Below are 12,461 nucleotides of genomic sequence, written 5' to 3'. Positions count from 1 at the left end.
CAGGCGCTTTCCTGTCGTCGGTTCGACCGGAAAACGATTAGATATCGGTTTCTATCTTCGCCGCATCACGCCTGCCTCCACAACGTCTCGGCATCCACGCGGTGCAGCAGCGGCTCGCCCGCCGCGTACCGCTCGGCGTCCTCGACCATGAACAGGCCCATGCGGGACAGCTCGTTGCCGTGCGAACCCGCCACATGCGGCGTCAGGAAGACGTTCGGAAGATCGTAGAGCGGCGAATGCGCCGGCAGCGGCTCCGGATGCGTCACGTCGATGACCGCCGAGAGCCGCCCGTTGAGCAGCTCCACGGTGAGCGCCTCCGTGTCGACCAGGCGCCCGCGCGACGTGTTGACCACCACCGTGCCCTCCCGCATGAGCGCCAACCGCTCCGCGTTGATGAGGTGCTCGGTCTCGGGCAGGTCGGGGGCGTGGACGCTGACCACGTCCGCCCGGGCCACCAGCTCATCGAGCCCGACCGACACCGCGCCCAGCTCCGCCGCCTCCGCCGCGTCCACGAACGGGTCGTACAGCAGCACCGTGAAATCGAAGGGCCGCAAGAGCTCCAGCACGCGCCGCCCGATCTTCGAAGCGCTCACGATGCCGATGGTGCGGCCGAAGTTGCCCACATCCGGGTGGATGTAGCCGAGCGTGAAGCTCCGCTCCTTGCGGAAGTCCTCGCGGAGCTGGAAGATGCCCTTGCCCGCCAGGAGGATCGACGCGAGCGTGTACTCCGCGACCGGCAGCGCGTTCGCCCCCGACGAACTCGAGACGACCACGCCCCGCGCCCAGCCGGCCTCGCCGAGAAGCCATTTCACCGTCCCGGCCGCGTGCAGCACGGCCTTGAGGTTCGGCGCCCCGGCCAGCACGTCGTCGTTCAGCCTCGGCACACCCCAACTGGAGACGACGACCTCCGCCTCCGCGAGCGCCGCCTTCGCGGCGGGCTCGGCGAAGTCCTGGACGACGAGACCGGGGTCGAAGTCGAGCACGGCGGCGAGACGCCGCATGAGCGGCTCGGGGAAGAGCTGATGGAGGAACTCAGGGCTCATGGCCAAGAGCGCTCTGGGTCGGTCTGCCACTCGGGGTCCTTCAGGGTCGCCGGATAGATATCGGTTTCTAAGTTAGATCTGAAACCCCGGCTTGTCGAGACCCGCAGATCGACCAATGTCACCGAACTTGTGCCAGATCACCCGTCGCACCAGTCGATCATGCAGCTAGACAACAAGATTCATAAAAGATAACGATTCGGTAACCGGCCTTCACGGCCTCAGAACACCACCTCACTGAGCAGAGAACGTTATCTGCTCAAGCCTTGATTCTCGCCACCGCAACCGCTATCGTCCGCATAGACGAATCCCGATATCCCCCCGCCAACGCACCCGACCGGGCCACGCCGGCACCCGCCGCCCGCAAACCCGAGGCACCACGCCTCCACCCCCTCATGCGAGGCCCACCCCCACGGGCCCCAACCCGAAAGGACGTGCAATGACGCAAGTCGACCGACGAAAGCGGCCGCGCCTCATCGCGCTCGCCGCCGCCCTCGCGGCGGGCATCGCGGTAGTCGCCGCACCGCCCCCCGCACACGCGCAGGAGCAGGACCCACCGCCCTACGCCGGACTCCTCACCGACCACGTCGTACAGGTCAACGAAACCGTGAGCGACGCCGGATTCGTCCACCCCGGCGTCGGCCTCTCCGCCGACGACCTGCGCAACGCCCAAGACATGGTCCGCACCGGCCAAGAACCCTGGGCCTCCTACTTCGACGCCATGACCAAGACCGGCGCCACCTCCAAGACCTACCGCGCGACCAACTCCAAATCCGCCGCCCAACCCGACGTCGCGCTCGACCCGAACTTCAACCACGGAGGCCTCCGCGGCCGCGAGACCGCCGACTCCTTCGGCGCCCTCAGCCAATCCCTCATGTGGGTCATGACCGGCAACGAGGTCTACCGCAAGAACGCCATCCAGGCCCTGCGCACCTGGGCCAGCATGAACCCCGACGGATTCAAGTACTTCCCCGACGCCCACATCCACACCGGCAAACCGCTCTCCCAGTTCCTCATGGCCGCCGAGATCATCCGCGCCACCGAACCGGTCGCCGACGACACCCCCGGCACCCACGACGGCTACAGCGTCGAATGGACCGCCGACGACGACGCGAACCTGCTCGGCAACTTCGCCCAGCCACTCGTCGAGACGTTCCTCTACTCGCCCGAGAAGTGGATGAACCAGCACAACTTCGGGCTCTACGGCCGCATCGCCACCGCGATCTACGCCGACGACACCGCCGCCTACGCCAAAGGCGTCGAGTGGTTCACCGTCAACTCCGAATTCGTGAACTACACCAGCGGCGGACTCGCGCAGCAGATCCCGCTCATCGAAGCCGACGACCCCGCCAACCCCTACGGCGAAGACTTCGTGCAACTCCGCGAAATGGGCCGCGACCAGGCCCACGCCGAGTGCAACATCGACAACTTCGCCGCACTGGCGCGCTTCCTCCACGTCCAGGGCACCGAAGTGGACCCCGAGGACGGGACCGTCTCCACCGCCGACGACGCCGTGAGCGCCTACGGCTTCCTCGGCAACCGGCTCCTCGCCGGCGCGAACGCCTTCGACGGCTACATGATGGGCCTGCCCACCAAGTACATCGACGACCGCGGCACCGGCGGGACCGTCTCACCGGCCTACCGCGGCCGGATGTTCAACGCGCTCAACGAGTTGTACTACCAGTACAAGTACGTCGAAGGCGTCGACGTCGAGACCGAGGCACCGAACGTCGCACTCCTCAACGAGCGCATGGACGGCCCCCTCTACAGCTACGGGACCGGCGTCAACAACTTCTGGAGCGCCGGCGACAAGAGCGTCGAGTACTGGGTGGCGTTCCCGCCCGAGATCGCCGGCACCGAGCCGGCCCCGGTCGAGGACACCGCCCTCACCTTCGGCAACTACGGCCTCCCGCTCGACGACGGCACCGAGATCGTCACCGAGGACGAGCTGACCTTCGCCCGCGCCACCGCTGACGCGGACGGCACCGTCAGCGTCGTCAGCCGCGTGATGTACCCCGGCTCCAGCAAGCTGGGCGTGCGCGTGCGCACCGACGGCCCCGCCGTCCTCGAAGTGCTCGACAAGGAGGAGCGCGACCCCCGCAACGAGGCCGAACCCGAGCCGGGCGTCATGGCCCGGATCGAACTGCCTGACACCCAAGGCGAATGGCGGTACATCACCTACCCCGCCGCCGGACCCCACACCCAGTACTACCGGATCACCGGCGACGGCACCACTGTGGACATGGACAGCCTCATGTTCAACGCCCAGACCCAACTCAGCCCACCCGTCTTCGAGCAGGCGCGCGGCAGGTACTACCTGTGGCCGGACGCGACCTCGACGTTCGAACTCGGCGCGACCGACACGGGCAGCGCTCCGGCGTACACCGCCGCCGGCCTGCCCGAAGGCGCCGGACTCGACGCCGAGACCGGCACGCTGACCTGGAAGCCGACCCCGCACGACCGCGGCACCCACAACGTCCAGATCATCGCCGACGATGGCGACGCCCTCTCCACGCGGACCTTCGAGATCGTCGTGGCCAAGAACCGGCCCAAGATGATCGACGCCGCCGTCGCCGACGGCACCGAAGAGGGCGCGGTCTACACCACGGTCTCCGACGAGCCCTACCGGGCCGCCCTCGCCGCCGCGCGCGACGCGTCCGAGAACGGCACCGACGAGGAGTTCCGCACCGCGTTCCAGGCCCTGCTCGACGCCATCGAGGGGCTCGAACTGCTCAACCCGCGCCTGGCGGACGGATCGCTGGACTACCGCAATGCGGTCACACCTGCCAACATGACCGCGGACCAGGCCCGCGCCCTCGCCGACGGCAACACCCACAGCCACTTCGGCGACCTGCGGGTCGGGTTCGTCACGTTCGACTACGGCACCCGGTACCGCGTCTCGGTCGAGGAGTTCGGCCTCCAGGCCCGCTTCTCGTTCCCGATGCGCTCGCAGGGCACCAACGTGTACGGCTCCAACGACGGCATCACCTGGGACCTCCTCACCGAGCGGCCCACCGGCGACACCAACGACATGGAGACCATCCCCGTCGTCGCCGAGCACCGCGGCAAGGAGTACCGCTACCTGAAGCTCCAGATCGACGATCCGGCCCCGCCGATCGACCCCGCCTACCCGGGCATCTGGTCCCTCGGCGAGTTCCACGTCTTCGGCGACCGCTCTGAAGTCACCGGCGACATCGCCGACGTCTCGGTGGCCTCACCGGGCGCCCTGGCGGGCAGGGTGACCGCCGGCGCCGACGTCAACGTGACCTTCACCAGCGCGAAGCCCGTCAGCGACGTCGCGGTCAGCGTCGGAGGGCAAGCACTCACGGCCACCAGCGAGGATTCGCTGTCGTGGACGGCCACGGGCACGCTCGGCGACCTCACCGGCGGCGGCCGCCTCGACCTCGTGGTCGACCACACCACAGAGGACGGTGAAACGGCAGCGACGATCCACGGCGCCACCGACGGCACCGCCCTGTACGGCTCGGACGAGAGCAACCTGATCGACCTCGCCGACGCCGAAGTGGTCAAGGCGGACGGTACGGCCGACCAGTCCAAGGCCGTCCACGCGGCGAACATGCTCGACGGCAAGGCGAACACGTTCAGCGACGTGCCCGCCGTCGACGGCCAGACCTACCTCGTCTGGGACTTCGGCGCGGGCACGCAGGTGAGCGTGGACCGCATCGACTACCTTGCGCGCCAGGACAGCGAAGGCGTGCGCCGCATGGACGACCAGGTGATCCAGGGCTCGAACGACCTCACGACCTGGACCACGGTCGCCGACGCGTCGTACAAGACCCTCACGTGGCAGAACCTCCCGGCGGAGCACACGGACGGCTACCGCTACCTGAGGGTCACGAACAGCGCGCCGATCTACATCGCGGAGCTGCGGCTCTTCGGCGAGCCCGTCTACGACATCGACCCGCTCCTGGAGCGCGCCGACGCCGTGGACCTGAGCGGCTACACCCGAGGCTCGCAGATCCTCTTCCCACGCGAGGTCGCTGCGGTCCGCGCGGCCCTGGCCGAACCGGACGCCGACGAGCAGGACCTCGCCCAGCGACTCGTGAACGCCTGGGACCTGTTGGACCCCGCGGCGGCCGAAGCGCCCGCCGGATTCGACCAGTCCTGGGTCGCGGCCAGCACCGCGACCGCCGACGGCGCGACCAGCGCGGCCGCCAACGGCTGGCGGATGTTCGACGGCAACACCGGCACGTGGACGGACACGACCACGAAGTCCTGCACCAACACCGTGCTCCCCGCCGACGGCACCGCATACACGATCGTCGGCGTGAAGTACTTCCCGCGGGACAACGCGCATCTGCGGGCGACCGGCCTGGAAATCCAGGGATCGAACGACGGCGGCGCGACCTGGACCAAGTTCGCGAGCACGGGGACCCCGGTCCGCGGCTGGAACACGGTCGCCCTCGCCGAGCCCGTCCACTACGGGGCCCTGCGCCTCAGCGGCGGCAACGGCTACTGCAACGTCGCTGAACTCCAGTTCATCGTCGAAGTCATCGACAAGTCCGGCCTCGCCGTCCACCTCGACGACGCGGCCGCACTCACCGAGACCGACTGGACCGCCGACACCTGGGCGGCCCTGGTCGCCGCCCGCGACGCGGCGACCACCGCCAACGACGACAAGGGCGCCACACAGGAAGAGGTGGACACCGCCACCGAAGCCCTTGCCGCAGCGATCGACGGTCTGACCAAGGCCTGACGCAGCTCGACGAAAAGGGCCCCAAGCGCGGAAGCGCTTGGGGCCCTTGCCTTTTCGCGTTCTAGAAGTGAGTGGCGATGCCGAACGCCTCGCGCAGGCGCGCCATGTCGTGAAGGTCCCGGTCCGCGGGCTCATAGCCCTGGTGGAAGTGCACCTGCTGCTCAGCCGAAAGGCACGGCACCGCGATGCCGTCGATGCCGCCCTCGGCGAAGGCCGAAGCCGGGTAGAGGAACGGCTTCCCGGGCTCGAGCGAGGCCTGCTCGGCCGACCCGTCCGCGGCGAACACCAGCGGGTGCAGGTCGATCTCCCGGCCGTCCGGGTGCGCCATCACGAACCGCACCGGCCGCCAGTCGACGGTCTCGGCGAACCCGAGCCCTGCGAGCAGTGCCATGAGCCGGGATTCCTCGCCGGCCACATGCAGGAGGTCGAGGTCGCGGTGCGGACGCGTCTGCTTCCCGAGCAACGCGTCGATCCCCCAGCCGCCGCCGACCCACACTGACAATCCTGCTCGCTCGATCTCGCCGAGCACCGCTATGGCCTGTTCCGACTGCATCATCGCGCCGATCGTAGTCGCGGGTTCCCGGCGAGCCGTACAAACCGGGCGTCCGTGGTTACGATCAGCCGATGAGCGTGTCGGGTGTGCGGGCGGCCGAGGTGGTGTCTCGGCCGCCCGCGTGTGCTCCCGCGGGAGCGAGGGGCGGTAGGGCATCTGGCGGGGACCGCGCGCGGCCGGATTGCCGCGCGCGACCTCGGTATGGCGACGTTCGCGAATCCCCTTCTGTCGCCGCCATCCCGCTGATGCCCGATGGCGTTTTTGCCATCTACTACAACACGATGGGTAGTGGAGTGGCAACAGAAGTTTTCCGCCTGTGGATAACTCACCGCAAAATCAGTGTTACTGCAGGTCAACTGCCTGTGGATAACTTCGGGGGTGTGGAGGCCTCCGGCGGCCGGGTTCGCTGGAAGTGCTCTCGCGGGGTCGGGGGCTCCGGTGCCGCTCGCGTCCGCTCGTCTGCGTTGCGGCCCTTCGGGAGGCGGTCGTGATCCTCGGCGGCGTGGAGTTCGGTGCGGGTGGCGTGGCCGCGGTGGTCCTGGGGCTGGCTACCCTCGTCGTCGTCTGGCGCCTCTATCTCGGCGCTCGCCCCGGCGATGACGAGCGCGCTGCCGCGCCTGAGGACTTTCGTCGCGCCTCCGCTTTCGCGCACGCCCTCATGGTCGGCGCTGCCGTCCTCATCGGCGTCGGCGCGCTGCTCGTACTCGCCGATCCCTGGGGCACCGCGGACACCACCGCGATCGCCACCGTCCTCGGTGGTCCCGCGGTCTACCTCGTCGGCGAACTCGTCCTCACCCGCGCAGACAGCGGCCGCATCGCCGCCTCGCGGATCGCCGCCCTCTGCTGCCTCGCCGTGCTCGCGCTCATCGCGTTCGCGCTGCCCGCCCTCGTCCTCGCGGCCCTCGCGCTCGCCGTCGTACTGCTGCTTTCGCTCGCGGCCTCCGGCTGGTTCCGCCTGCCGTCCATGGACGTCGACGAGTGAGGCGAGCGGTCGGCGGAGCCGGCCCAGGCGGGTGAGAGCGGAGCCGGCTCCTACGAGTGCGGCGGCCGTTCAGCGGTTGCGGTTCAGCCGCATCGCCGGCTCCTCGGAGACCGTGAACCCGAGTTCCCGGTACAGCCCTTCGCCCTCCTGCGAAGCGAGCAGCTCCATGACGTGCACGCTCTGGTCCTCGAACCAGTCGAGCAGCGCCTTCGTGCAGGCCCGGCTGTACCCGCGGCCCCGCCACTGCGGATCGGTGACCACGTTGAAGATCCAGCCGTACCGCCCCGAAGGGTTGAACGGGTTCGGCAGCCGCTCGCTGATCACCCCGGTCGCGCAGGACGCCAGCGCGCCCGAGCCGTCCGGGGCCTCGACGACGGTGACGGCCATCGTCGGTTTCGGCTCGTCGAGGCGGCGCTGGAGGATCGCGGCGGTCTCGGGCTTCCAGCCGGTGTCGCTCATGTCGAACCAGGGCGCGAGCATGACCTCGCGGAGCCGGATGATCTCGTCGATGTCGCCGAGTTCGGCGTGGCGTGCGTTCGTCATGCCGGGAGCTTACGGGCGGATCGGGCGTTCGCCTAGGCGGTTTCTCGGGTTCCCTTGGCGCGCAGAACGTGCCATGATGTGGTCTATGTCCCACCGCCCCAAGGACCTCAGTCCTGAGCAGCTCCGTTTCCGGCCGCAGGGGCCGGTGCGCTGGTTGTCGCCGCGCACGCTGCTCGATACGAGCATGCGGTTCGGGCTGGCGCGGGTCTTCGGCGGCTATGTGGACAAGCGCGAGATCATCGGGGGCCGCCCGCAGGGGGTGTTCAACCATGCGGACGCCGATGAGCTGTGGCTCGATTACGTGGCGGACGTGGGGGACGGTTTCAATGCGACGTACTCGGTCGCGTACCTGATGGCGCAGGAGCACCTCGAGGTGGCCGGGGAGCGGCTGCCGCGCGGGTCGGTGCTCATCATGGGCGGCGACGAGGTGTACCCGGCGGGGGACTGGCTCGAGTACGAGCAGCGGATGAAGGGCCCGTACGAGGCGGCGAACCCGGGCAGTCCGGTGTCGCTGTATGCGATCCCTGGGAACCACGACTGGTTCGACGGGTTGACGGCGTTCGCGCGGCAGTTCACCGAGGGCCGGAAGGTGGGCGGGTACCGGACGTATCAGAAGCGGTCGTATTTCGCGTTGGAGCTGCCGCACCGCTGGTGGTTGTTCGCGGTGGACGCCCAGTTCGACACGCATCTGGATCAGACGCAGATCGAGTACTTCCGGCATGCGGCGCAGCGGATGCGCCAGGGCGACCAGGTGATCCTGTGCGTGCCGCAGCCCTCCTGGCTGTGGACGGAGGACGATCCGCGCTCGTTCGACCGGATCGACCATTTCATCCGGGACGTGGTGGCGGCGCGCGGCGCGCGGGTGCCGCTCGTGGTCACCGGCGACCGCCACCATTACGCGCACTACGAGGAGATCGACGGCTCACGCCACCTGGTCACGGCCGGCGGCGGGGGCGCGTACCTGTCGCCGACGCACACACTGCCGGAGGAGTTGACGGCGCCGCGGAAGTCGGTGTCCGAACCCGATGCGCGCGAGCGGGACTACCGGTTGACGCAGGCGTATCCGTCGAAGGCGAAGTCGATGGGGTACGCGTTCGGGATCTTCGCGCGGCTGCCGTGGTTCAACAAGGGCTTCGTGGCGCTGATGGCGGTGGTGGGGCTCATCGCGACGGTGTCCATTCTGGAGGGCACGGGCACGTTCGTGGCGGTGACGGCGGTGCTCCTGGGGGCCGGGGTCGGTTTCGCGCACCCGGGTCAGGGCAGCCGCACGTCGCGCCATTACACGCTCGGGGGCCTGCACGGCCTGGCGCAGGTGGCCTTGTCGTGGGGCGGGGCCCAGGCGATCAAGATGTTCGACGACGTGAGCCTGTGGACGTACCTGGCGTACCTGCCGCTGGCGGGGCTGGCGGGCACGTGGGTCGTGGGCCTGTACCTGGTGGTGGCGAACCGGTTGGGCGTCAACGCGAACGAGCTGTTCGCGGGCATGTCGGTGATCGATCAGAAGTGCTTCCTGCGGATCAAGGTCGCGTCGGACGGGGTCACGGTGTACCCGATCGGGTTGGACCGCGTGTCGCGCCGCTGGGTCGCCGATCCCGACGGGGCGCCGACGGATTCGTTCATCAAGCCGGTCGATCCGCTCAAGCCGCGGCTCATCGAGCCGGGCTTCTCGGCCCTCCACCCGGGGCCGCGCAGTGCCGAGTTGCCCCCGCAGCATCCCGTGCGCCGCCTGATGGCCCAGGCCGGCGAGTGGTTCAAGTCGGGTTAGTCGACGCGGCCGTCCGAGCCCCTGCCGAACTCGGGTTCGGGCGGCGTCTCGAGCGTCGCGTTCGGCCCGTGCCCGCCGCGGCCCATGAGCCGGTGGATGGCGGGGCTGAAGATCGCGAGGACGACGGCGGTGAGGATCGCGATGCCGGCGAGGATGTAGAAGAACGCGGCCTCGCCGACCCTCGGCACGAGGAACGCGAACGCCTGCCCGCCGAGCGGTGTGCCCACCGCGGGGCCGAGGAACCACACGCCCATCATCTGCCCCTTGAGGTTCGGCGGGGCGAGCTGCGTGGTGACGCTCAGGCCGACGGGGGAGACGCACAGCTCGCCGAAGGTGAGCAGCAGGTACACCCAGGCCATCCAGGCGAGGCCGACGAGCACGCCGTCGTCGGCGCGGGTCTGGAGCCAGCCGAGGAACACGTACGCGAAGCCGACGAGGAACACGCCGACCGCGAACTTGTACGCGGTCCCGAAGCGGGTGCCGGCCTTCAGCCAGATGACGCCGAAGATCGGGGAGAAGATCAGGATGAAGATCGAGTTGAAGTTCTGGACCCCGCCGGCGGGCAGGTGGAAGCCCCACGAGTCGAGGTCGACGGAGTTCGCGGCGAACGCGGTGAGCACGGAGCCCATCTGGAGGTACAGCATCCAGAACACGACCGAGGCGATGAACAGGCCCACGTAGGCGCGCAGCCCGGCCTTCTCGGCGGGCGTGATGTCCTTGGCCTCGCCGAAGATGTAGACGAAGTACCAGACGGCGGCGGCGATCGAGAGGCCCGTGACGACCGTGGGCACGGTGGAGAGGGTGAGCGTCCCGGTCCAGGCCCAGATCGCGATCGCGACGGCCGCGATGGCCAGCGCGATGACGATGATCTTGGCGGACTGCTTCTTCTCGGCTTCGCTGAGCGGGCGGGCCGGGCCGATGCCGGCGTTCGACAGGCGCGGCCAGCCGCGCACGTACCAGAGGAGGCCGAGGGCCATGCCGACCGCGGCGGCGCCGAAGCCGAGGTGCCACCGGTCGTCCCCGGCGAGGTAGGGGGTGATGAGGATGCCGAGGAACGCGCCGAGGTTGATGCCCATGTAGAACACGGAGAACCCGGCGTCGCGGCGGGCGTCGGTGTCGCCGTCGTAGAGCTTGCCGACCATCACGGAGATGTTCGGCTTCAGCAGGCCCGAGCCGGCGACGACGAGGAAGAGGCCGAAGAAGACCATCGCCGGGTTGTCGAGGGGGATGGCCATGGAGATGTGGCCGGCCATGATGATGATGCCGCCGATGAGGACGGCGCGGCGGGGCCCGAGGATGCGGTCGGCCAGCCAGCCGCCGGGCAGCGCCGTCAGGTAGACGAGCCCGGAGTAGAGCGAGGCGATCGGGACGGCGACGGTGTCGGCGAGGCCGAGGCCGTTCTGCGCGGTGTCGGCGACGAGGAACGTGAGGAGGATGCCCTGCAGGCCGTAGAAGCTGAACCGCTCCCACATCTCGGTGCCGAAGAGGACGGCGAGGCCGCGGGGATGCCCGAAGAAGGTCTTCTCGCGGCCGACCGGTCGCGGTTCGCGGTGGGACATCGGCGCTCCCGGTGTGCTCGGCGGTCTCTTCTACCGGCGCGACGTGCACCGATACCTGCGTACGGTAGTGGCTCGGGGGCGGCCGGGCAGGGGAATGCGCGAACGTGTCATCCCCGAACGGATGCGTTGCAGCTGTTTGTCTGATATGCACCGTTCATTGCCTTAAGATCCCGCGTATGAGCGACGATCCATACTGGAACGCGGGGCAGGGCGGCGAGCCCTCGGGCCGCTTCTCCGGCGGCGACCCCCTGGTGACCGACACGTTCGAGGGCTGGTGGCACGCGTCGATGGACGTCGTGCAGCGCTCCTGGCGCACGGTCGGCCTCATCCTCCTCATCGGGGTCGTCCTGCCGCGCTGGGTCCTCGGCGCGTTCAACAACACCGTGCGCACCCCCCACATCGACGTGGACCAGACCGACTGGGGCACGATCGTCCGCGAGTACAGCCCCGGCGTCGCCGTGGGCGTCATCGGCGCGATCCTCTCCCTGGCCGTCCTCTACGTCTCCGGCTCGGCCGCGCTCGCCGCCGTGCGCACCGCCGCCGCCGAAGCGGCCGGCGGCTTCCTCGCCCTCGGCGAGGCCTTCTCCTTCGGCTTCAAGCGCGGCGGCCGGTTCTTCCTGTGGCTCCTGCTCGCCTGGGTCACCATCGCCGTCGGCCTCGTGCTCTGCGTCCTGCCCGGCCTGTGGGCGATCTTCGCGCTCAGCCTCATGGCGCCCGCCGCCGTCTTCGAGGCCCGCCGCAGTCCCTACGCCCGCTCCATCCAGCTGACGCACTCGGCGTTCTGGCCCGCCCTGGGCCGCATCGTCATCGTCGTCCTCGTCGCCATCGCCGCGAACCTCATCATCTCCCTCGTCGGCCTGCTCCTGGCCGGTGTCTGGCACGCGGTCTTCGCGTCCTGGCTCGCCACCGTGCTCACCGTCCTCACCGAGGCGGTCATGGCGCTGCTCCTGCTCGTGCCCATGATCTGGATCCTCGCCGCGTCCCTGTGCACGTACGCGTGGCTGCGCGGGCGCGCCGAATCCGTCTCGGCCACCTCGCTCTCCGCGGAGGCCGCGGGCGTCGCCGTCGACCCGGCCGAGCCCGGCGAACCGGGCCACCCGGCCCCGCCGCCGCCACCGAATCCGTAGACCGCACCAGCGAGGCCCGGGCGCCAGCCCGGGCCTCCTTGCTCGTTTACGGCCCGCAAGCGTCGCCGAGGCCGCTTTTTACCACTTGTTTCGCGCCCCGGATTGGCACTCTCAAGGCGAGAGTGCTATACCTGGAGCTGGCACTCGCAGCTGGCGAGTGCTAAGAACGCTAAGA

Annotated in this window: 8 protein-coding genes; 4 read left to right on the top strand and 4 right to left on the bottom strand. The window is 69.3% G+C overall.

Features of this window, described 5'->3' with window-relative positions; translation table 11 throughout:
- Positions 1-65: 65 nt before the first annotated feature.
- Positions 66-1,043, bottom strand: a complete 978-nt coding sequence (locus QWI33_RS26220; RefSeq protein ID WP_353895494.1) for a hydroxyacid dehydrogenase — start codon at positions 1,041-1,043, stop codon at positions 66-68.
- Between the two features lie 436 nt (positions 1,044-1,479).
- Here QWI33_RS26220 and QWI33_RS26215 point away from each other — a divergent pair, with 436 nt between their 5' ends.
- Positions 1,480-5,757 carry a discoidin domain-containing protein gene (locus QWI33_RS26215; protein ID WP_289958129.1) on the top strand — a complete coding sequence of 1,426 codons (4,278 nt, stop codon included), beginning with the start codon at positions 1,480-1,482 and terminating at the stop codon, positions 5,755-5,757.
- Between the two features lie 61 nt (positions 5,758-5,818).
- Here the strand turns inward: QWI33_RS26215 and QWI33_RS26210 are convergent, their stop codons facing one another.
- Positions 5,819-6,310, bottom strand: a complete 492-nt coding sequence (locus QWI33_RS26210; protein ID WP_435367589.1) for a nucleotidyltransferase domain-containing protein — start codon at positions 6,308-6,310, stop codon at positions 5,819-5,821.
- A 487-nt stretch (positions 6,311-6,797) separates the two neighbouring features.
- Here QWI33_RS26210 and QWI33_RS26205 point away from each other — a divergent pair, with 487 nt between their 5' ends.
- Positions 6,798-7,292, top strand: coding sequence for a low temperature requirement protein A (locus tag QWI33_RS26205; RefSeq protein ID WP_289958127.1), 495 nt, complete (start codon positions 6,798-6,800; stop codon positions 7,290-7,292).
- 69 nt (positions 7,293-7,361) lie between these two features.
- Here the strand turns inward: QWI33_RS26205 and QWI33_RS26200 are convergent, their stop codons facing one another.
- Positions 7,362-7,835, bottom strand: coding sequence for a GNAT family N-acetyltransferase (locus tag QWI33_RS26200; RefSeq protein WP_289958126.1), 474 nt, complete (start codon positions 7,833-7,835; stop codon positions 7,362-7,364).
- 85 nt (positions 7,836-7,920) lie between these two features.
- Here QWI33_RS26200 and QWI33_RS26195 point away from each other — a divergent pair, with 85 nt between their 5' ends.
- Complete coding sequence (locus QWI33_RS26195) at positions 7,921-9,600, top strand: metallophosphoesterase (RefSeq protein WP_289958125.1); 1,680 nt, start codon at positions 7,921-7,923, stop codon at positions 9,598-9,600.
- Here the strand turns inward: QWI33_RS26195 and QWI33_RS26190 are convergent.
- Positions 9,597-11,159, bottom strand: a complete 1,563-nt coding sequence (locus QWI33_RS26190) for a peptide MFS transporter (RefSeq protein WP_289958124.1) — start codon at positions 11,157-11,159, stop codon at positions 9,597-9,599. The genes QWI33_RS26195 and QWI33_RS26190 overlap by 4 nt on opposite strands.
- A 176-nt stretch (positions 11,160-11,335) precedes the next feature.
- On the opposite strand from QWI33_RS26190, the gene QWI33_RS26185 reads away from it, so the two are divergent.
- Positions 11,336-12,286, top strand: a complete 951-nt coding sequence (locus QWI33_RS26185) for a hypothetical protein (protein WP_289958123.1) — start codon at positions 11,336-11,338, stop codon at positions 12,284-12,286.
- The last annotated feature ends 175 nt before the right edge of the window (positions 12,287-12,461 follow it).

It is taken from the genome of Glycomyces tritici (assembly GCF_030403505.1).
The sequence above is the reverse complement of the archived record's forward strand: the minus strand, read 5'-3'. Positions and strand labels throughout refer to the sequence as shown.